Origin of the sequence: Streptomyces griseus subsp. griseus (assembly GCF_000720255.1) — a bacterium.
GTDB classification, from domain to species: domain Bacteria; phylum Actinomycetota; class Actinomycetes; order Streptomycetales; family Streptomycetaceae; genus Streptomyces; species Streptomyces griseus_I.
Genome location: NZ_JOJE01000001.1, coordinates 64,285 through 85,553, shown reverse-complemented (window position 1 = coordinate 85,553; position 21,269 = coordinate 64,285). Strand labels below are relative to the sequence as shown.

Annotated in this window: 16 protein-coding genes; 3 read left to right on the top strand and 13 right to left on the bottom strand. The window is 73.7% G+C overall.

Features of this window, described 5'->3' with window-relative positions; all coding sequences use genetic code 11:
- The first annotated feature begins 34 nt into the window (after positions 1-34).
- Together IG99_RS00400 and IG99_RS00395 are read left to right on the top strand one after the other, a co-directional pair.
- Complete coding sequence (locus IG99_RS00400) at positions 35-1,084, top strand: LacI family DNA-binding transcriptional regulator (protein WP_037669527.1); 1,050 nt, start codon at positions 35-37, stop codon at positions 1,082-1,084.
- Between the two features lie 88 nt (positions 1,085-1,172).
- Positions 1,173-3,092: a DUF2264 domain-containing protein gene (locus IG99_RS00395; protein ID WP_078947472.1), complete on the top strand. Its 1,920-nt coding sequence runs from the start codon at positions 1,173-1,175 to the stop codon at positions 3,090-3,092.
- Positions 3,093-3,097: 5 nt separating this feature from the next.
- Here IG99_RS00395 and cobC read toward each other — a convergent pair whose 3' ends face one another.
- Genes cobC through cobM form a run of 6 tightly spaced genes read right to left on the bottom strand, consistent with a single transcriptional unit; the run spans position 3,098 to position 9,415 of the window.
- The gene (gene cobC, locus IG99_RS00390) at positions 3,098-4,159 is read right to left on the bottom strand and encodes an Rv2231c family pyridoxal phosphate-dependent protein CobC (protein ID WP_051864812.1); all 1,062 of its coding nucleotides are present in this window, start codon (positions 4,157-4,159) and stop codon (positions 3,098-3,100) included.
- The gene (locus IG99_RS00385; RefSeq protein ID WP_037668352.1) at positions 4,149-5,081 is read right to left on the bottom strand and encodes a sirohydrochlorin chelatase; all 933 of its coding nucleotides are present in this window, start codon (positions 5,079-5,081) and stop codon (positions 4,149-4,151) included. Before IG99_RS00385 ends, cobC begins: the two co-directional genes overlap by 11 nt.
- Complete coding sequence (locus IG99_RS00380) at positions 5,078-5,674, bottom strand: precorrin-8X methylmutase (RefSeq protein ID WP_037668348.1); 597 nt, start codon at positions 5,672-5,674, stop codon at positions 5,078-5,080. The genes IG99_RS00385 and IG99_RS00380 overlap by 4 nt, the downstream gene beginning before the upstream one ends.
- Complete coding sequence (cobJ, locus tag IG99_RS00375) at positions 5,671-7,362, bottom strand: precorrin-3B C(17)-methyltransferase (RefSeq protein WP_037668346.1); 1,692 nt, start codon at positions 7,360-7,362, stop codon at positions 5,671-5,673. Before cobJ ends, IG99_RS00380 begins: the two co-directional genes overlap by 4 nt.
- A complete protein-coding gene (locus tag IG99_RS00370) occupies positions 7,359-8,600 on the bottom strand; it encodes a bifunctional cobalt-precorrin-7 (C(5))-methyltransferase/cobalt-precorrin-6B (C(15))-methyltransferase (protein ID WP_037668344.1) in 1,242 nt (413 codons plus the stop codon). Before IG99_RS00370 ends, cobJ begins: the two co-directional genes overlap by 4 nt.
- Positions 8,597-9,415: a precorrin-4 C(11)-methyltransferase gene (gene cobM / locus IG99_RS00365; RefSeq protein ID WP_037668343.1), complete on the bottom strand. Its 819-nt coding sequence runs from the start codon at positions 9,413-9,415 to the stop codon at positions 8,597-8,599. The genes IG99_RS00370 and cobM overlap by 4 nt, the downstream gene beginning before the upstream one ends.
- 168 nt (positions 9,416-9,583) lie before the next feature.
- On the opposite strand from cobM, the gene IG99_RS00360 reads away from it, so the two are divergent.
- Positions 9,584-10,312 carry a ZIP family metal transporter gene (locus IG99_RS00360; protein ID WP_037668342.1) on the top strand — a complete coding sequence of 243 codons (729 nt, stop codon included), beginning with the start codon at positions 9,584-9,586 and terminating at the stop codon, positions 10,310-10,312.
- A 20-nt stretch (positions 10,313-10,332) separates the two neighbouring features.
- On the opposite strand, the gene cobI is transcribed toward IG99_RS00360, so the two are convergent.
- The 7 genes from cobI to IG99_RS00325 are packed head-to-tail and all read right to left on the bottom strand — an operon-like array spanning position 10,333 to position 21,237.
- Positions 10,333-11,082, bottom strand: a complete 750-nt coding sequence (gene cobI / locus IG99_RS00355; protein ID WP_037669524.1) for a precorrin-2 C(20)-methyltransferase — start codon at positions 11,080-11,082, stop codon at positions 10,333-10,335.
- Positions 11,079-12,497 carry a cobyrinate a,c-diamide synthase gene (locus IG99_RS00350; protein WP_037669523.1) on the bottom strand — a complete coding sequence of 473 codons (1,419 nt, stop codon included), beginning with the start codon at positions 12,495-12,497 and terminating at the stop codon, positions 11,079-11,081. The genes cobI and IG99_RS00350 overlap by 4 nt, the downstream gene beginning before the upstream one ends.
- Positions 12,497-13,096, bottom strand: a complete 600-nt coding sequence (gene cobO / locus IG99_RS00345; protein ID WP_037668337.1) for a cob(I)yrinic acid a,c-diamide adenosyltransferase — start codon at positions 13,094-13,096, stop codon at positions 12,497-12,499. The genes IG99_RS00350 and cobO overlap by 1 nt, the downstream gene beginning before the upstream one ends.
- Entirely contained in the window at positions 13,096-15,117 is a 2,022-nt protein-coding gene (locus IG99_RS00340) for a putative cobaltochelatase (RefSeq protein WP_037668334.1), read from the bottom strand. Before IG99_RS00340 ends, cobO begins: the two co-directional genes overlap by 1 nt.
- Complete coding sequence (gene cobN / locus IG99_RS00335) at positions 15,114-18,770, bottom strand: cobaltochelatase subunit CobN (RefSeq protein ID WP_037668329.1); 3,657 nt, start codon at positions 18,768-18,770, stop codon at positions 15,114-15,116. Before cobN ends, IG99_RS00340 begins: the two co-directional genes overlap by 4 nt.
- Positions 18,767-20,299: a cobyric acid synthase gene (locus IG99_RS00330; RefSeq protein WP_037668327.1), complete on the bottom strand. Its 1,533-nt coding sequence runs from the start codon at positions 20,297-20,299 to the stop codon at positions 18,767-18,769. Before IG99_RS00330 ends, cobN begins: the two co-directional genes overlap by 4 nt.
- Positions 20,296-21,237 (bottom strand): cobalamin biosynthesis protein, encoded by a 942-nt coding sequence (locus IG99_RS00325; RefSeq protein ID WP_037668324.1) that lies wholly within the window; start codon positions 21,235-21,237, stop codon positions 20,296-20,298. The genes IG99_RS00330 and IG99_RS00325 overlap by 4 nt, the downstream gene beginning before the upstream one ends.
- Between the last annotated feature and the right edge of the window lie 32 nt (positions 21,238-21,269).

The following is a 21,269-nucleotide window of genomic DNA, read 5'->3' as shown; positions in this document are numbered from 1 at the left end:
GGCGGAGCCGGATACGCGGGGGATGGGGAACGGCATGACAGGCAAGGGACGGGTCACGATCCGCGAGGTCGCCGAGCGGGCGGGCGTGTCGATGGCCACGGCGTCACGCGCGCTCAGCGGCAACCATCCGGTGCCCGCCGCGACCCGGGCCCGGGTACTGCGTGCCGCGCGTGACCTCGACTACGTCGCCAACGCGCATGCCCGTGCGCTGGTGGGCGGGGGCCGCAAGATGGCCGCGGTCGTCGTCCGCCAGGTCACCAGCCCCTTCTACGCCCAGGTCGCCGAGGGCGTCGAGGCGGAGGCCGCCGACCGCGGCTGGCTCTGCGTGGTCGGCGCGACGGGCGGGGACCCGCAGCGCGAGATGGAGTTCGTACAGCTCATGCGGGAGGAGGGGGCGCGGCTGGTGATCCTGGTCGGCGGGGTCGTCGAGGACGACGCGTATCGCTCGCGCGTGGCCCGCTACGCGCAGGCGCTGGACGCGTCCGGGGGCCGTCTGGTGCTGTGCGGGCGGCCGGCGCCGGGTCCTGACGTACCCGCACTGGTCGTCGAGTTCGACAATGAGGCGGGGGCGAAGGCCATCACCGCGCACCTGCTGTCCGCCGGTCATCGCCGGATCGTCTTCCTGGGTGCGCTGCCGGGCAACACGGCTCTGGACGCGCGTGTGGCCGGGTACCGGGCGGCTCTCGCCGAGCACGGGCTCGAGGATGAGGCCGCGCATGTCGTGGACTGCGGGCTGGGGCGGGCGGCGGGGCTGCGGGCGATGGGCGAACTCCTCAAGGGGCCGCGGGACTTCACGGCGGTGGTGGCGGGTGACGACATGGTGGCCGCGGGTGCGCTGAGGGCGATCGCCGAAGCGGGGTTGCGTGTCCCTGAGGACGTGTCGGTGGTGGGGTACAACGACATTCCGTTGGCCGAGGACTTCGATCCGCCGTTGACGACGGTCCGGACGCCCGCGGAGGAGCTCGGGCGGGCGGCCGTGCGGATCGCTCTGCGGGATCCCGAGCGGGCGGCCGGGACACATCATCTGCTGGGCACCCACATCGTTGTGCGGCGGAGTGTTTCTTCGCCGGGTGGGTCGTCGTGAGGGTGCGGGTGGTTCGTGGCTCGTCGCGCAGTTCCCCGCGCCCCTCCGGGGCGCTCGTCACCTGACCGAGATGGAGGGCTCACCCCGCATGACCGCGCCGTATGTGTCGCTTCCCGACGGTCCGACGCACTTTCCCGATCTGCCCCTGGCCGACCTGCTGCTCTCGCCCGTGACCGGGTGGACCCGTGTCCACTGGGAGGCCATCGCCGACCGTCTTCTCGACGGGCTGCTGCCCCATGCCTCGCCCGGATTCGCCCAGTACCGGCTGCCCGGTCCCCCCAGTCACTCCGGCCCTTGGTCGGACGGCCTGGAGGGCTTCGCGCGCTCGTTCCTGCTCGCCGCCTTCCGGATCGCCGGATCGGGCGGACGGGTCGGGCCCGAGCTCATCGAGCGGTACGCCACCGGACTCGCCGCCGGGACCGATCCGCACGGTGACGAGCGCTGGCCACCCATCACCGACCGCGCCCAGCCCATGGTGGAGGCCGCGTCCATCGCGATCGCCCTGCACGAGTCCCGCGCGTGGTTGTGGGACCACCTGGACGACGGGGTCCGTGCCAGGGTCGCCGACTGGCTCGGCGGGTTCGTCGGGGCGGACGTGAACGACTCGAACTGGCGGCTGTTCCAGGTCGTCACGGAGGAGTTCCTGGCCTCGGTGGGCGCCCCGTACCGCCGTGCCGAGATCGAGGCGGGGCTGGGGCGGCTCGACGACTGGTACCGGGGCGGCGGCTGGTACACCGACGGCGACGGCAAGAAGTTCGACTACTACAACGCCTGGGCGCTGCACCTGTATCCGGTGCTGTGGGCCCGGATCGCGGGGGAGCGGGCCGACCCGGACACCGTCGTCCGGCACCGCGCGCGGCTGCGGGAGTTCCTCGGCGTCCATCAGCACTTCTTCGGCTCCGACGGCGCCCCGGTCCACCAGGGCCGCTCGCTGACCTACCGCTTCGCGACCACGGCACCGCTCTGGGCGGGCGCCCTCGCGGACGCGACCCCCTTACCGCCGGGCCGTACCCGGCGCCTCGCCTCGGGTGCCCTGAAGCACTTCGCCGAGCGTGGCGCACCCGACGAGCGGGGGCTGCTCAGCCTCGGCTGGTACCGGCCCTTCCCGCCCGTCACCCAGCGCTACTCCGGGCCGGCCTCCCCCTACTGGGCGAGCAAGGCGTTCCTGGGGCTGCTGCTGCCCGAGGACCACCCGGTGTGGACGGCACGTGAGGAGAGCGCGCCGGTCGACACGGCCGACGTCCGCCTGGCTCTGCCCGCCCCGGGCTGGCTGCTGCACTCCACCGCCGCCGACGGGATCGTACGGCTCGTCAACCACGGCAGCGACCGGCTTCCGCCCGTGCCCACGACAGCAGAGGACAGCCCGCACTACGCCCGGTTCGCCTACTCCAGCGCGACCGCTCCCGAGACTCCGGCGAAAGAGGCGGAGACGGGGCCCGACAACCACATCGCCCTGCTCGCGCCCGACGGCTCCCCGTCCCGGCGCGGGCGTATTCATCCGCTGGGCGCGGAGGGCCGGCGGGCCGCATCCTGGCACCGGGCGCGGATGCCGGGCGACACCGGCGAGGGGTACCGCGTCGAGACGGTGAGCGTGGTGCACGGGCCGTGGGAGGCGCGGGTGCACCGTCTCGACGCGCCCTCCGGCACTCCCGTGCGCGAGGGCGGCTGGGCCGTCGCCGACGACAATGTGCCGCCGGTGGGGGAGACCGGCCCGGCGCTGGCCGTGGCCCGCCGCGCGGATGGTCTGACCAGCGCGCTCATCGGTCTGTACGGCTGGGGTGACGCCGAGGGCCGGGTCGTCCCGGGCGTCGCCGCCAACGCCGTGGGTCACCACTCGGCGACGCCCGTGCTGCAACGTACGGGTGGCGCGGGCCTGTTGGTCACGCTGGTGCTGCTCAGCGCGGACCCGGAGGTCCCGCGGGCGGGTGCGAGCGCCCGGGTGGCGGCCGACGGAACGGTGCGGATCCGTTTCCCGGACGGCACGACGGAGGCCGTGCCGCCCTCCTGAACCGCTCAGTCCGAGGCGAGTGCGAGCGCCTGGTCCAGGGCCTGCAGGAATTGGTTCACCGTCTGGCGGTCCCGTACCGCGAGCCGCAGCCACTCCTCGCCCAGGCCGGGGAAGGTGTCCCCGCGCCGGACCGCGAAACCCAGGGTACGGAGGTGGCGGCGGACGGTGGCGGCGCGGGGCAGCCGTACGAGGACGAAGGGGCCCTCGGCGGGCTCGGCCACCCGGACGCCGTCCGACGCGAACTCCTCGAGCCCGGCGACGAGATGGGCCCGGTCGGCGGCGAGGCGATGGGCCGCGTGGGCCGCCTCCGCCAGCGCCCGCGGGGACACGCACGCCTCCGCCGCGGCCAGCGCCGGCGTGGACACCGGCCACAGCGGCTGGGCCCGCTCCAGTTCAGTGATCGTCTCGGGGTCGGCCAGGACGTAGCCGATGCGCAGCCCGGCCAGACCCCACGTCTTGGTGAGGCTGCGCAGCACGACGAGGCCGGGCACGTCCGTCCGCCCGGCCAGCGCCTCCCGCTCACCCGGCACGGCGTCCATGAACGCCTCGTCGACCACCAGGGTCCGCCAGGGGCGGGCGAGTTCGGCGAGGGACGCGGCCGGGTGCAGCACCGACGTCGGGTTCGTCGGGTTGCCGATCACCACCAGGTCGGCGTCCTCCGGGACCGCCGCCGGGTCCAGCCGGAAGCCGTCCTCCTCGCGCAGCAGGACCCGGTCGACCGCGTGACCCGCGTCCCGCAGGGCCGCCTCCGGCTCCGTGAACTGCGGGTGCACCACGACCGGCCGGCGCACTTTCGACGCCCGTGCCAGCAGCACGAACGCCTCCGCCGCGCCCGCCGTCAGCAGCACCCGCTCCACCGGGAGCCCGTGCCGCGCCGCCACCGCCGCCCGCGCGGCCCGCCCGTCGGGGTAGGCCGCGAGAGCCGTCAGCGAACCGGCGATGTGTGTGCGCAGCCACTCCGGCGGGGTGTCCGCGCGGACGTTCACGGCGAGGTCGACGAGGGCCGAGCCGTCGTCTCGGACCTCGGCGTCGCCGTGGTGGCGCAGATCGTGCCCGTCAGTGTGCATGGGAGTGCGCGTGCCCTCCGTGGTGGTGATGATGCCCGTGGTCGTGCCCGTCGTCGTCCGGGTGGAAGTGCGGCTGCTGCGGCATCCCGACCTTGTCCTCGAACCCGGGCAGGGCGATGCGGTACACGCACGAGTCGCAGTTCATCCGCAGGTCGCCCTTGACCGCCTCCTCGTACCGTTCCATCACCAGGTCCAGCAGCTCCGGCTCGGGACCGATGACGTCCGCCGACCGCACCTCGACCTCCGGGTGAGCGGCCGCCCAGCCCTCCGTCTGCTGCCGCACCCGGTCCGGCAGGATGCCCGTGAACAGGAAGTACGGCAGGACCACGATCCGCTTGGCGCCCAGCCGCACGCACCGGTCCAGACCGCTCGGCACGTCCGGCGCCGCCAGCGACACGAACGCCGTCTCCACGCCCGCGTACCCGCGCCCCTCCCACAGCAGCCGCGCCGCCTTGAACACCTCGGCGTTGGCGTCGGGGTCGGTGGAGCCGCGGCCGACGAGCAGCACGGTCACGTCCGAGCGGTCCCCGGGCGTGCGCTCCTCGGATCCCAGGGCCTCGTCGAGGCGCCGCTCCAGGACGCTCAGCAGCGCCGGGTGCGGGCCCAGCGGACGCCCGTAGGTGTAGGTGATCCCGGGGTGCCGCTCCTTCTCCCGGGCCAGCGCCGCGGGGATGTCGCCCTTGGCGTGCCCGGCGGCCACCAGCATCAGCGGAACGGCGGCGAAACGGCGTACCCCTCGCTCCACCAGTTCGGTCACCGCGTCGCCCAGCGGCGGCGGGGACAGCTCGATGAAGCCGCCCGCGACGGGCAGGTCGGGGTGGCGGCGTCCCAGCTCCCGCACGAAGTCGCGGAACGCCTCGGCTCCGGCGTCGTCCCGGGTGCCGTGGCCGGCGATGAGCAGGGCGGGCGGCGGGGTGGTCACGAGTTCTCCTCAAGCGAAACGGGGTGGTACAGCAGGGCGTTGAGCGCGGCCGCGGCCACGGCCGAACCGCCCTTCTCGGACACGTTGCTCACGGCGGGCAGCCCGCTCTCGCGCAACGCGGCCTTGGACTCGGCCGCGCCGACGAAACCGACGGGCAGACCGATGACGAGCGCGGGGGAGGCGTCCAGCGTCAGCAGCTCCTCCAGGGCGGTCGGCGCACAGCCGATCACCCACAGCGCCCCCGGCCCGACCTGCTCGTAGGCCAGCCGGACGGCATGCGCGGAGCGGGTCAGCCCAGGACCCGCGGTGGCCTCCTTGAGCCGGCAGACGGTCTCCCGCCGGGTGATCCCGGCCGCGACCATCTCCACGTCCACGACGACGGGCGCCCCGGCGTGCAGCGCGGCATGCGCCTTCTCCAGGTCGCCCTCGTCCATGACGAGATCGCTCGCGTACTCCAGGTCGGCGGCGGAGTGGATGACCCGCTCCACCACGGCCCGGGTCAGCGGCGGGAAGTGCGAGGTGTCCAGGCGGGCGCGCAGCCGCCGGAAGGACTCCTGCTCGATGGGGTGGACCACACGGGCCGCCTGGGTCACTTGGTCTCCTCCTGCCAGCGGTAGCCGCGCGGCGTCACCATGCGCCCCGCGATGTCCCGGGTCGCCGTGTTGCCCACGGTCACGACCGTCATCATGTCCACCGTCGCCGGATCCAGGTCCGTGAGGGTCGTCACCCGGGCGGTCCCGTCCGGCCGCGACGCGTTCCGTACGACACCCACGGGCGTCGTCGGCTCCCGGTGCCCCGCGAGGATCGCCAGCGCCTTCGGCAGCTGCCAGTCCCGGCCCCGGGAACGGGGGTTGTAGAACGTGACCACGATGTCCGCCTCGGCCGCCGCCCGCACCCGCCGCTCGATGACCTCCCACGGCGTGTGCAGGTCGGAGAGGCTGATCGACACATGGTCGTGCCCGAGCGGCGCACCCAGGATCGCGGCCGCCGCGAGCGCCGCGGTGACGCCGGGCACCCCGACCACGTCGATGTCGTCGGACGCCTCGGCCAGCGCGGGCGAGGCCATCGCGTACACGCCCGCGTCCCCGCTGCCGATCAGGGCCACTGCCTGGCCCTTCTTCGCCTCGGCGACAGCCGTACGTGCCCGCTCCTCCTCCGCCCCGAGTCCCGACTCCAGGATCCTGGTACCGGGCCGCAGCAGATCACGGATCTGGTCCACGTACTGGTCAAGGCCGACGAGTACGGAGGCCCGCCGCAGCTCCGCCTTCGCCCGGGGTGTCAGCAGGTCCCGGGCGCCGGGCCCGAGCCCCACCACCGCGAGCCGCCCCCGCGCGGGCCGCCGCACGACCGCACAGGTCGCCATCGCGGGCCGCCCGTCCGCACGCGTCGACTTCCGCTTCGGGACGAGGAGTTCGCCCCCGCGCACGAGGGCAGCGGCCTCGGCGACGGACGGCGTCCCCACGGCGGCGAGAGGAGCGTCGGAGGGATGGGGCACCTCGACCCCGGCCAACTCCTCGGCCGAGTAGGTCACCAGCGGAACCCCGAGCCGCACGGCCGCCTCCACGATCCCCGCTTCCCCGGCCTTGGCTTCCACCGTGACGAGTTCGGCGACGCTACGGGCGGACAGTCCCGCGTCCTTCAGTGCGCCGTGGATCAGCTCCAGCACCTCGTCGACCGGAGCGCCCCTGGAGGCGCCGACACCGACGACGAGGGAGGGCGGGCGCAGCAGCACCTCACCAGGACCGGGCTCCACGGCCCGGTCGGTCAGCCGCACGCGGGAGGGCCCCTCCGCCACGAACGGCACCGGCGCCAGCGGCCACGGCACCTCGGAGTCGAGAGCGACCGGCTCCCCGTCCAGCAGGGCCCGGGTCACACCGGCGACGTCACCCTCCACCGGGAGGCCGAGGGTGTCCAGGCCCGGGATCCCCACCGCGTCGGTAGCCGTGGTCACCACCGGCTCCGCGCCCAGCACCTCCCCGACCTCACGCGCGAGCTCGTTCGCCCCGCCTCCGTGACCGCCGACCAGCGACACGGCGAACCGCCCGCCCTCGTCGACGCACACCACCCCGGGGTCGGACGCCTTGTCGCCCAGCAGCGGCGCGATCAGCCGTACGACCGCCCCCGTGGCCAGGAAGCACACCACCTGCTCGCACTCCGCGAACGCGGCCCGTACGGCGTCCCCCACGGGACCCTCGTACACGCGCGTCCGCTCCGGCCACGCCGCGGCCAGCCGGGCCCGCGCCGCCGCCCCCGCCGCGGTGGCGGAAATGAGGCCGATCACTGGACAACTCCTTCTCGAAAACCGGGGTTTCTGACACCCCACAACAGAAAAACGGGATTGGTGGCCGCCAGCCGGGTCACGTCCCCCGGCAGCGGCGCGAGCCGCGACGACTGCAACAGCACCCCGTCGCAGGAGAACCCGGCGTCCGTGAGTGCCGAGCGCACCCCCGGCACCCGGTCCAGCGCCGCCATCGCGACGACGACGGTCCGCCGGGCCCGGCGCGCGCAGGCGCCGACGATGTCGGGCAGCTCGCGTCCTCCGCCCCCGACGAACACGGCGTCGGGATCGTCGAGTCCGCCCAGCGCGTCCGGCGCCGCCCCGTGCACCACGTGCACGTCGACGCCGTGCGCACCGGCGTTCGCACGGATCCGCTCGACCCCGTCCGCGGCCTTCTCCACCGCGCTCACCGCGGCGCCGAGCCGCCCGCACTCCACGGCGACGGACCCCGACCCGGAGCCCACGTCCCAGACCAGGTCGCCCGGGCGCGGGCCGAGCCGGGCCAGGGCGAGGGCCCGCACCTCGAACTTGGTGATCATCGAGTCGCGGTGGGCGAAGTCACCCTCGTCCAGGGCCCACCCGGCGGGCGGCGAAGCCGCCCCCGCGAGCGTGCGGACCGGACCCAGCGCCCGCGCCTCGTCGAGACACAGCACCACGCTCACGGCCGTACCCCAGTCGCGGGCGGCGGCCTCGGCGGGGGAGACGCGCTCCACCCGCTCCCGAGCGGGGTCGCCCAGCGCCGAGGCGACGACGAGCACGCGCCCGCCGGCCGTCCGGGCCAGCGCGGCCCCCAGCTCGGCGGGCCCCGCGCCCGGCCCGGTCAGCACCGCGACCTTCGGATGGGCCCGGCACACGTTCACCGCCGTCCGCACCGCGCGTCCGTGCGCGCTGACCACGACGGCGTCGTCCCACGTCAGCCCGGCGCGCGCGAAGGCGGTGGCGACGGAGGACACTCCGGGCCGGACGTCGAGCACCTCGGAACCGAACCGTTCCGCGAGCGCCCGCACGATCCCGAAGAACCCGGGATCGCCCGAGGCCAGCACCACAACGGGCCGCCCCTTCTCCACGTACTCCGCGACGGTGTCGAGCGCGGGCGCCAGTGGCCCCAGCACCACCCGCTCCGCGGTCTCCGGCAGCCGTACGGCGTCCAGGTGCCGCCGCCCGCCCACGACGAGCTCGGCGCCGGCCACCGCGTCGCGGGGGACCGGCGCGCCCGTCCCCGTGCCGACGACGGTGATCACGTGCTCGCACCCCGTGCGCGCAGGGCCCTGCGGGCCTCCGGGTCGGCCTTGCGGAAGCCGTGGAAGTGACCGGGGTGGTAGAGGTGCGAGCGGGTGCCGTGCGCGCCGAGGGCGGGCCCGACCAGGAACAGGGTGTGCTTCCAGAGCTTGTGCTCCTTGACCGTCGCCTCCAGCGTGCCGATCGTGCACGTCACGACCAGCTCCTCCGGCCAGGTCGCCTGGTGGGCGACCACGACCGGCGTGGACGTCGGATAGCCGCCCTCCAGCAGCTCCCGCACCAACTGCCCGCTGCGGGCCGCCGACAGGAAGATCGCCATGGTGGTGCCGTGCTTGGCGAACTCCCGCACCTCCTCGCCGGGTGGCATGGGCGTCTTGCCGCCGCCGAGCCGGGTGAGGACCACCGACTGCGCGACCTCCGGGATGGTCAGCTCGCGCTGCGCGAGTGCGGCGACCGCGGAGAACGACGAGACACCCGGCACGATCTCCGTCTCGATGCCGATCGCGGCACACCGGTCGACCTGCTCCTGCGTGCCGCCCCACAGCGCGGGGTCGCCGGAGTGGATCCGGGCGACCCTGAGCCCCTCCGCGAACGCCCGCTCGTAGACGGCGACGACGTCCTCCAGGGACATGGTCGCCGAGTCCAGGATCTCCGCGCCCTCACGCGCGTGCTCGAGGACCTCCGCCTGGACCAGGCTCGCCGCCCAGATCACCACGTCGGCCTCGGCGATGGCGCGCGCGGCACGGAACGTCAGCAGGTCGGCGGCGCCGGGGCCGGCACCGACGAAGGTCACCTTGCCGGTGGGGGCATCGGCCATGGGAACGGGTCCTCTCGTACGGAACTTCGGGAGACGGGGAACTTCGGGAGTCGGGGGCGGGCCGGAAGGGGCGGATCGCGAGGGACATACCGGGGCATGTCGCGCGGAACGTCAAGGAGTGGGGGGTCGGATGTGCGTGACCGGGGGTCGATCGGATAGCAAGAGCACATGGCGGTCTTCGTCGCGCTCGGCGCGTTCCTCATGACGCTGGCCGGCGGCTGGACGGCACAACGGGTGACGGACCGCCGTCACCTGGTGCTGGGCCTGGCCGGCGGCCTGATGCTGGGTGTGGTCGGCCTGGACCTGCTGCCGGAGGCGCTGGAGGCGGCCGGGCACGAGGTGTTCGGTGTGCCGGCCGCGCTGCTGCTGTTCGTCGCCGGTTTCCTCCTGGCCCACCTGGTGGAACGCCTGCTGGCCGCACGCCAGGCCGCGCACGGCGCCGCCGAGCACACCCACCGCACCCCCGAGGTGGGCCTGACGGCCGCCGCGGCGATGGTCGGGCACAGCGCCATGGACGGGGTGGCGATCGGGGCGGCGTTCCAGGTCGGCGGCGGCATGGGCACCGCCGTGGCGCTCGCGGTGATCGCCCATGACTTCGCGGACGGCTTCAACACGTACACCATCACCAGCCTGTACGGGAACGCCCGCCGCAAGGCCCTCGGCATGCTCGTCGCGGACGCCGCCGCCCCCATCGTGGGCGCGGCCACCACCCTGTTCTTCACCATCCCCGAGCCCCTGCTCGGCGGCTACCTCGGCCTGTTCGGTGGCGCGCTCCTCTACCTCGCCGCCGCCGAGATCCTCCCCGAGGCCCACCACGAACACCCCGCCCGCTCGACCCTGCTGTGCACGGTCGCGGGCGTCGCCTTCATCTGGCTGGTGGTGGGCCTGGCCGGGTGACCGGCCCGCCGGGGCGGTACTCACAGCTTTCCGCCCCGCCCGCCGTCGCGCCGCGCGGGCGCGATCAGCGTCGACAGATAGGGCAGGGGAGCGCCGTCGAGATCCGCGGCCGACCGGATCGACTCGTCGGTGAGCCCCAGGGCCGACCCCCACACGGCGTCACCGAGCCGCCCGGTCTCCCGCAACGCCTCGGCGACCTCGCCCGCCTGCCGCCCGAACTTGTAGGCGACGACGGTCCCGGGCCCGGCCAGCGCCTCCTTCAGCACCACCGACCCCGCGGTCACCGGCACCAGCGTCAACGGCTCGGTCCCCTCGGTGAGTACGGCACCCGACCGGGCCGCCAGATCCTGCATGGCGGTGATCCCGGGCACGGTCTCGACGATCACGCCGGGCACCAGCTCCGCGATGGTCTGCGCGAGATACGTGAACGTCGAGTACACGTTCGGGTCGCCGATCGTCGCGAAGGCGACCGTCAGGTGCTCCCGCAGCAGCCCCGCCACGCGCTCGCCTGCGGCGTCCCAGGCGGCCTCCCGACGCCCCCGGTCGGTCCGCTCGTTCAACGCGAACACGACCCGGACGACCTTCTCCTCGGGCACGTAGTGCAGGACGGTCGCCTCGGCCCGGCCCCGCTCACCCCCGTCTTTTCCATCAGGCGCAGCCATCACGGGCACGACGACCACGTCGGCTGCCCGCAGCGCGTTGACCCCCTTGACGGTCACCAGTTCCGGATCGCCCGGACCGACCCCGACTCCGATCAGCCTGCTGCTCATGACGTCCGGCACCTCTCCACGAACCGACGGGCCACACCGGGCTCGGACGCCCAGTGCGTGTGCAGATAACTCGCGTGCACACTGTCCTGTACGAAGCCTTCGACCCGCCGGGCGGGGGCCCGCACGCCCCACGCGGGAGCCGCCCCGGCCCCCGGCTCGACGACCGTGCGGTGGAACTCGTGCCCCCGCATCCGCGTCCCGGCCACGGCGAGCACACTGTCGCTCACGGCCACCGCGTCCCGGTACCCGAGGGTGAGCCGCTCCGACATCCGCGCACCGGCATCCAGCACGCCGCACATCGGCCGCCCGTCCAGCTCCCGGCACAGGTACAGCAGCCCGGCGCACTCGGCGGCGATCGGCGCACCGCTCTCCGCCAGAACGGCGACCGCCTTGCGCAACGGCTCGTTGGCCGACAGCTCGGCGGCGTACACCTCGGGGAAACCTCCCCCGATGACCAGCCCGGCGGTCCCCTCCGGGAGCGCCTCGTCCCGCAACGGATCGAAGGTGACGACTTCGGCGCCGGCGGCGGTGAGGAGTTCGGTGTGCTCGGCATAGGAGAAGGTGAAGGCCGGGCCCCCGGCGACAGCGACAACGGGCGCCGGCTTCTCGTCCGACCGAGCCGGGCCGACGGGGGTGGCTCGGCTTTCATCCAACCGAGACGGGTGGTCGTGGGTGGCCAACTCGGGGGTCCAGGGGGCAGAGCCCGCTGGGACGGCACCGGCAGCACGCGCCAGCGCCTCCAACGCTCCCAGATCACACCCGTCGGCCACCTGCGCAGCCATCGCAGCGACCGCCTCGACCGCCGCCCCCTGCCGTTCCGCCACAGGAACCAACCCAAGATGCCGAGAGGGCGTGGACACCTGCGAGGCCCGCCGCAAGACACCCAACACCGGCACCCCGGCCGACTCCAGCGCCTCCCGCAACAACTCCTCGTGCCGATCCGACGCGACCTTGTTCAGAATCACGCCCCCGACCCGCACCTCCGGATCCCAGGAGGCGAACCCGTGCACCAGCGCCGCCACCGACCGCGACTGCGACGACGCGTCCACCACCAGCACCACCGGCGCCCGCAGCAGCTTCGCGACATGAGCGGTGGACGCCAGTTCACCCTCCCCGGCGGCCCCGTCGTACATCCCCATGACACCCTCGACGACCGCGAGGTCGCACCCCCGCGCCCCGTGCAGGAACAGCGGAGCGACCAGCTCCGGCCCGCACAGGTACGCGTCGAGGTTCCGCCCCACACGCCCGGTGGCGAGCGCGTGGTACCCGGGGTCGATGTAGTCCGGCCCGACCTTGTGCGGGGACACGGCGAGCCCCCGCGCGGCGAACGCGGCCATCAGCCCCGTGGCGACGGTGGTCTTGCCGCTGCCCGAGGAGGGCGCGGCGATGACCAGCCGTGGGACGGAGGTGGACATCACCACTCGATGCCCCTCTGCCCCTTCTGCCCGGCGTCCATCGGATGCTTGACCTTGGACATGTCGGTCACCAGGTCGGCGAAGTCGACGAGCTTCTCGGGCGCGTTCCGCCCGGTGATCACCACATGCTGGGTGCCGGGCCGGTTCCGCAGCACGTCGATCACCTCATCGGTGTCGACCCACCCCCAGTGCATCGGGTACGCGAACTCGTCGAGCACGTACAGCTGGTACGTCTCGGCCGCCAGGTCCCGCTTGACCTGCTCCCAGCCCTCCCGGGCCTTCTCCTCGTTGTCCATCTGGGCGTCCCGCTGGACCCACGACCAGCCTTCACCCATCTTGTGCCAGTCGACGGACCCGCCCTCACCGGACGCCCCCAGCACCCGCAGCGCGTTCTCCTCGCCGACCTTCCACTTCGCCGACTTGACGAACTGGAACACCCCGATGGGCCACCCCTGGTTCCAGGCCCGCAGCGCGAGCCCGAAGGCGGCCGTCGACTTGCCCTTGCCGATGCCCGTGTGCACGACGACCAACGGACGGTTACGACGCTGACGAGTCGTCAGACCGTCGTCCGGCACCACACTCGGCTGCCCCTGCGGCATTACGCGGCCCTCCTCGAAGTCCCCTGCACGTCCTTGACCAACCCGGCGATCGAGTCCGCCCGCAACTCGTCCAACGTCACCGCCGTACCGCCCAGCTCACCGGCCAGCTGCCCGGCCAGCCCCAACCGCACGGGCCCCGACTCGCAGTCCACGACAACGGACGCGACCCCGTCGGCCGCGAACAACCGTGCCGCACGCGAAGCCAGCGCGACCGGCTCCGGCCCACCGGTGGCCCGCCCGTCCGTCACCACCACGACCAGCGCCCGCCGAGCCGGATCCCGCAGCCGCTCCACGCGCAGCACGTCGTGCGCTTTGAGCAGCCCGGCCGCGAGCGGCGTCCGCCCACCGGTCGGCAGTGACTCGAGCCGGGCCGCCGCCGCGTCCACCGACGACGTCGGCGGCAACGCCACATCGGCCCCCGGCCCTCGGAAGGTCACCAACCCCACCTTGTCGCGCCGCTGGTAGGCGTCGAGCAGCAGCGACACCACCGCGCCCTTCACAGCGCTCATCCGCTGCCGTGCCGCCATCGACCCGGAGGCGTCCACCACGAACAGCACGAGGTTGCCCTCACGCCCCTCCCGGGTCGCCTGCCGCAGATCGTCCCGCCGTACCACGAGCCCCGGCCCCGACCGGCCCCGCGCCCGCTGGTGCGGCGCCGCAGCCTGCACGGTCGCCGCCAGATGCAGCTTGGTGAGCGTGCCGCGCGGCCGCCGGGCGCCGGTCGTCCGCCCGTGCTCGGTCCGCGCCCGCGAACGCCGCCCGGCGACACCCTCGCCGAGGCCCGGCACACTCAGCACCTTGGTACGGAACGGCTCCGAGGCCCGTACGGCGGACCGCTCGGCAGCCCCCGACGGCTGCGGCTGACCACCCTCACCGGCTTCGGGCCGCGCGCCCGTGTCACCGCCCTGCGGCCCCTCCTCGGGCGCGGGCTCCCCGCCACCCCCACCGGGGCCGTCCGGACCGGAGTCGGGATCAGGATCGGGATCGGGGTCGTCATCGGGCCCGGGGGAGTCCCCGAAGTCCTCCAGCGTCTCGTCCAGCTTGTCCTCGTCCAGCCCCGGCGCGTCAAAGGGATTGCGCCGCCTGCGGTGCGGCAGCGCGAGCAGCGCCGCCTGCCGTACGTCCTCCGCGAGCACGTCGGTCCGCCCGGCCCAGGCGGCCAGCGCGGTCGCCGTACGCGCCATCACGATGTCGGCCCGCATGCCGTCCACCTCGAAGGCCGCGCAGGTCGCCGCGATCTGCCGCAGCGCCCCGTCGCCCAGCCGCACCGACGGCAACAGCTCCCGCGCCGCCACGATCCGCGCCCGTACGGCGGCCTCCTCGTCGGCCCAACGCGCCGCGAACCCGGCGGGATCGTCGTCGTAGGCGAGCCGCCGCCGGACGACCTCGACCCGCTGCTCCGGCTCGCGCGAGGCCGCGACCTCGACGGTCAGCCCGAACCGGTCGAGCAACTGCGGCCGCAGCTCGCCCTCCTCGGGGTTCATGGTCCCGACGAGCAGGAAGCGCGCGGCGTGCCGTACGGAGACACCCTCGCGCTCGACGTACGAGGCGCCCATCGCGGCCGCGTCCAGCAGCAGGTCGACGAGGTGGTCGTGGAGCAGGTTGACCTCGTCGACGTAGAGGATCCCGCGGTGCGCGTCCGCGAGGAGCCCCGGCTCGAACGCCTTCACGCCCTCCGCCAGTGCCCGCTCGATGTCCAGCGCGCCGACCAGCCGGTCCTCGGAGGCGCCCACGGGCAGCTCGACCATCCGGGCCGGCCGCTCGACACCGCCGCCGATCTCATGCGGGCCGTCCGGGCACGCCGGGTCCGGCTGCGCGGGGTCACAGGAGAAACGGCATCCGGGGACGACGGGAACCTCGGGCAGCAGGGCGGACAGCGCCCGCACCGCGGTGCTCTTCGCGGTTCCCTTCTCCCCACGCACCAGCACGCCACCGACCGCCGGTGACACGGCGTTCAGCAACAGCGCGAGCCGCAGGTCGTCCTGTCCGACGACGGCCGTGAACGGAAACGGGGTACTCACTTGTCGTCGCCCTCCAAGTCGCCTTCCAGTTCCAGGTAGGTGGCGCGCAGCCGCTCCAGCGTGTCCGCGTCCGGCTCCGCCCACAGCCCCCGGTCGGCCGCCTCGAGGAGCCGCTCCGTGATGCCGCGCAGTGCCCAGGGGTTGGACTGCTTCATGAAGTCCCGGTTCTCCGGGTCGAAGACGTACTCCGCGCTCAGCTTCTCGTACATCCAGTCGTCGACCACGCCGGCCGTGGCGTCGTAGCCGAAGAGGTAGTCGACCGTCGCCGCCATCTCGAAGGCGCCCTTGTAGCCGTGCCGCCGCATCGCCGCCATCCAGCGCGGGTTGACCACGCGGGCGCGGAAGACGCGGTGGGTCTCCTCGCCCAGGGTCCGCGTCTTCACCTGGTCCGGGGTGGCCGAATCGCCCACGTAGGCCTCGGGGCTGGCGCCCGTCAGATGGCGCACCATGGCGACCATGCCGCCGTGGTACTGGAAGTAGTCGTCGGCGTCGACGAGGTCGTGCTCACGCGTGTCGACGTTCTTCGCGGCCACGGCGATCCGCTTGAACGCCGTCTCCATGTCCCCGCGCGCCGCCCGCCCGTCGAGCCCGCGCCCGTAGGCGTAGCCGCCCCACACCGCGTACACCTCGGCGAGGTCGGCGTCGGAACGCCAGTTGCGGGCGTCGATCAGCGGCAGCAGACCGGCGCCGTACGCGCCCGGCTTGGAGCCGAAGACGCGGGCCGTCGCCCGGCGCCGGTCACCGTGCTCGGCGGTGTCCTCGTCGGCGTGCGCTTTCACGTAGTTGCGGTCGGCGGGCTCGTCCAGCTCGGCCACCGCCCGCACCGCGTCGTCGATCAGCCCCACGACGTGCGGGAAGGCGTCCCGGAAGAACCCGGAGATACGGACCGTCACGTCGATGCGCGGCCGACCCAGTTCGTCCAGCGGAACGATCTCGAAGCCGGTCACGCGCCTCGACGCGTCGTCCCACACCGGCCGGCAGCCCAGCAGCGCCAGGATCTCGGCGATGTCGTCGCCCTGGGTGCGCATGGCGGACGTGCCCCACACCGTGAGGCCGACGGACTTCGGGTACTCGCCCGTGTCCTGCAGATAGCGCGCCACCAGGGAGTCGGCCAGCGACTGACCGACCTCCCAGCTCAGCCGCGACGGGATCGCCTTGGGGTCGACGGAGTAGAAGTTGCGGCCCGTCGGCAGCACGTTGACCAGACCGCGCGTCGGCGAACCGGACGGACCCGCCGGGACGTAACCGCCGTCGAGGGCCCGCAGGATGTGCCCGATCTCGTCGGTGGTCCTCTCCAGCCGGGGCACGACCTCGGTACAGGCGAACTCCAGCACCGCGACGGCGGCCGGGAGTTCGGTGCCGAGCACCTCGCGGACGAGAGCCGGGACGGCCGTCACGTCCCACGCCCGGGACTCCATGCCCTCCGCGACCCGCCGGCACAGCTGCTCAAGGAGGTCGATCGCGTCGGCCCCCGTACGGGACGGGCCCTCCACCAGGTCCGTCAGCTCGACCGGCACCTTCACCGGCGCCCCGGGTTCGGCCAGCAGCTCCTTCTCCACCAGCCCGAAGTGCTCGGCGAGCGACGCCCGCAGACCCGGCAGCGCGTTCGCCTGCCCGCCCCACACCTGCGAGGCGCGCAGCACGGCCAGCACCAGGTTGACGCGCGGCTCACCGACCGGACCGCCGCCGAGGATGTGCAGCCCGTCGCGGATCTGCACGTCCTTGATCTCGCACAGGTAGCCGTCGATGTGCATGACGAACTCGTCGAAGTCGTCGTCGCCGGGCTGCTCGTCCACATGCAGGTCGTGGTGGAGCTCGGCCGCCTTCACCAGCGTCCAGATCTGCGCGCGGACCGCCGGGGCCTTCGTCGGGTCCAGGTCGGAGACGAGCGCGTACTCGTCGAGGAGCTGCTCCAGCTTGGCCAGGTCGCCGTAGGTGTCGGCACGCGCCATCGGCGGCACCAGGTGGTCGACGACCGTGGCGTGCCCGCGCCGCTTGGCCTGGGTGCCCTCACCGGGGTCGTTGACGATGAAGGGGTAGATCAGCGGGAGGTCGCCGAGGACAGCGTCCGGCGCGCACCCGCCACTCAGCCCGAGCCCCTTGCCCGGCAGCCACTCCATCGTGCCGTGCTTGCCCATGTGCACGATCGCGTCGGCGCCGAAACTGTTCTCCAGCCACCGGTAGGCGGCCATGTAGTGGTGCGACGGCGGCATGTCGGGGTCGTGGTAGATCGCGATCGGGTTCTCCCCGAAGCCGCGCGGCGGCTGGATCATCACGACGACGTTCCCGAACTGCAGGGACGCCAGCACGATGTCGCCCCCGTCGACGTACAGGCTGCCCGGCGGTTCGCCCCACGCCTGAAGCATCGCGTCCCGCAGCTCCGGGTCGAGCTTGTCGAACCACGCCTGATAGTCGGCGAGCGGCACCCGCGCGGGCGCGGCGGCCAGCTGGTCCTCCGTCAGCCACTCGACGTCGTGACCACCTGCCTCGATGAGCCGGTGGATCAGCTCGTCACCGCCGGAGGGGTATTCGGTGAGCGCGTACCCGGCGTCCCGCAGCGCGTCCAGCACCCGTACCGCCGACGCGGGCGTGTCAAGGCCGACCGCGTTGCCGACCCGGGAGTGCTTGGTCGGGTAGGCGGTGAAGACCAGCGCGAGCTTCTTCTCGGCGTTCGGCTTGTGCCCGAGCCGCGCGTGCCGTACGGCGATCCCGGCGACCCGCCCGGCCCGCTCGGGGTCGGCGACGTAGACCGGGACGTCGTCGGGGCCCTGCTCCTTGAAGGAGAACGGCACGGTGACGATGCGACCGTCGAACTCCGGGATGGCGACCTGCATCGCCGCGTCCATGGGGGACAGGGCGGCGTCGGACGCGTCCCAGGCGGCCCGCGAGGAGGTGAGGCAGAGCCCCTGCAGCACCGGGATGTTCAGGTCGGCGAGCGCCCCGATGTCCCAGGACTCCTCGTCACCGCCCGCCGAGGCCTGGGAGGCGTGCGTGCCGCCCGCGGCGAGGACGGTGGCGACCAGCGCGTCGGCCCCGCCGAGCAGCTCGTACAGCCCGGCGTCCGCATCGCGCAGCGAACCGCAGTACACGGGAAGCGCGTTGGCGCCGCGCGCCTCGACGGCGTCGCAGAGCGTGTCCACGAAGGCGGTGTTGCCGCTCAGTTCGTGCGCCCGGTAGAAGAGCACGCCGACGGTCGGACGGCCGTCCACGAGGGCACGCTCGCCGTGGACGCCGTACTCGGGCATCTTCTGCGGCTCGACGAACCCCTCACCCGTCAGCAGCACGGTGTCGGACAGGAACCGCGCGAGCTCGGTCAGGTTGGCGGGCCCGCCCTCGACGAGGTACCTGAGCGCCTCCGCCACGACACCGGCGGGCACCGACGACTCGGCCATCAACTCCGCGTCGGGCACGGCCTCCCCGCCGAGCAGCACGGTCGGGATGCCGGACGCCTTGAGGACCGCCAGCCCGTCCTCCCAGGCCCGCTTGCCGCCGAGCAGGCGTACGACGGCGATGTCCGATCCCTCGACGAGGCCGGGGAGTTCCTCCGCCGCGTCCACCCGGGTCGGATTGCCGATCCGGTACGACGCACCGGAGGCGGCCCGCGCCGCCAGCAGGTCCGTGTCGGCGGTCGACAACAACAACACAGTGCTCATGCGGGCGCTCCCGGTGGAATGAAAGGCAGTCCTTGCGGCGCGCCGGACTCGATGAGCCGCCACAGCGCGTCCGTGTCCGCGTGTTGTTCGATCAGGTCGCCGAGCCGGTCGAGCTGCTCCTCGCGCAGCGCGGCGAACGAGGTGTCGGGGGCCGGCACGAAACGGCGGCCCGCGGCGGCCGCCACTTCACGCAGGAAGGCCCGCCGGAACCCGTCCGACTCCAGCGAGCCGTGCCAGTGCGTGCCCCAGGTCTGCCCGACCCGGCAGCCGTCCAGGCTGTGTCCTCGGTCATCGGAGATGAACGCTTCGCCACCTGTGACCTCGGCGACCCCGTGATGGATCTCGTACCCCTCGACCCGCTCGCCGAGGGCTTCCCCCACCGGCCGGGTGAGGGTCTTCTCGCGGGCGAACCGCACCCGCACGGGCAGCACACCGAGCCCGTCGACGTGCCCGCGCCGGCTCTCGACCTCGTCCTCGATGTGTTCGCCGAGGATCTGGAAGCCACCGCAGACGCCGAGGACGGGCCGCTGTTCGGCGGCCCTGCGCTCGATCGCCTCCGCGAGCCCGCGCTCCCGCAGCCACTCCAGCGCCCGTACGGTCCCCCGGGTCCCCGGAATCACGACGAGGTCCGCGTCGGCCAGCTCCTCCGGCCGGTCCACGAACCGCACCACGACGCCAGGTTCGGCGGCCAGGGCGTCCACGTCGGTGAAGTTGGACATGAGGGGGATCGCACAGACGGCGACCCGCAGCACGTCCTCTCCCACGGGCGGGGCCACGTTCGACTCCCGCACCGTGCCGCGCAAGGACACGCGCAGCCCGTCCTCCTCGTCGATGCCGAGGCCGTGCCGGAACGGGAGAACGCCGTACGTGTGCCGTCCGGTGAGTCCGTGCAGCATGTCCAGGCCCGGCTCCAGCAGCGAGACGTCCCCGCGGAACTTGTTCACGAGGAACCCGGCGACGCACTCCTGGTCCTCGGGCGACAGCAGGGCGACGGTCCCGAAGAAGGAGGCGAAGACCCCGCCGCGGTCGATGTCGCCGACGACGAGCACGGGGAGCCGCGCGTTGCGGGCGATCCCCATGTTCACGATGTCCGTCCGCCGCAGGTTGATCTCGGCGGGACTCCCGGCCCCCTCACAGATCACCGCGTCATACGTGCCCCGCAACTCGGCGAGACAGTCCAACACGGTTCCCAGCAGCTTCTGCTGCCGCCCGCCGTGATAGCCCCGCGCGCTCAGCTCGCCCACGGGCTTCCCGAGCAGCACCACCTGACTGCTCTGCTCCCCGCCCGGCTTGAGCAGCACCGGATTCATCGACGCGGTCGGCTCGACCCGACAGGCCTGTGCCTGCATGGCCTGCGCCCGCCCGATCTCGGCGCCCTCCCGCGTCACGAAGGAGTTCAGCGACATGTTCTGCGCCTTGAACGGCGCGACCTTGACCCCCTGGCGGACCAGCCACCGGCAGATCCCGGCGGTGACGACACTCTTGCCGGCGTCGGAGGTGGTGCCGGCGACGAGGAGACCCCCGCTCATGACCTGTGCCCCCTTGCGATGAGCCGCCCCGCGACGCACACGCCGAGGGCGAGCAGACCGACGCGCCGGGAGAGCCGTACGGCTCGCTCGATGTCGCCGGTGGCGACCGCGCGTCCTTCCCCGTTGAGCACGGGCCGGTGCTCGACCCTGCCCCCGTACGACAGCGTCCCGCCCAGCCGCACCCCGAGCGCCCCCGCGAACGACGCCTCGACGGGCCCGGCGTTGGGGCTCGGGTGCTTGTCCGCGTCCTCCCGCCAGGCGCGTACGGCGCCCCGCGGATCGTCCCCGGCCGCGGTGGCGAGTACGGCGGTCAGCCGTGCCCCCGGCCAGCCGGCGAGGTCGTCGAGCCGGGCCGAGGCCCACCCGAACCGCCGGTAGCGGGCGGACTTGTGGCCCACCATCGCGTCCAGGGTGTTGACGGCCCGGAACCCGAGCAGTCCGGGGACCCCGCCCACGGCACCCCATACCAGGGCACCCACGACGGCGTCGGAGGTGTTCTCGGCGACGGACTCCACGACGGCCCGAGCGATCCCGGCGGCGTCGAGCGCCTGGGGGTCCCGCCCGCACAGATGCGGCAACCGGGCCCGCGCTCCCTCGACATCCCCCGCTTCGAGGGCCCGCCCGATGGCCCGGGCCTCCCGGCCGAGGGAGGTCCCGCCGACCACGGCCCAGGTGGCGGCCGCGGTCACGGCGACGGAAGCGGTGGTGGACCCTCGTAGGCGACGCGCCGCGAGGGCACCGAGGCCGACGGCCCCGCCCACGCACACGGCGGTGTGCAGCGCACCCCACCCCCGGTGGTCGCGCCACAGCGCCCGTTCCACGGCACCCGCGGCCCGCCCGAACGCGGCGACCGGGTGTCCGCGGCGCGGATCGCCGAGGAGCAGGTCGCCGAGGAGGCCGGCGGCGGCGCCGTACGCGAAGACGCGATCGGCACCCATGGGCTCAGCCGACCGTCGGGTCGGGCAATGAC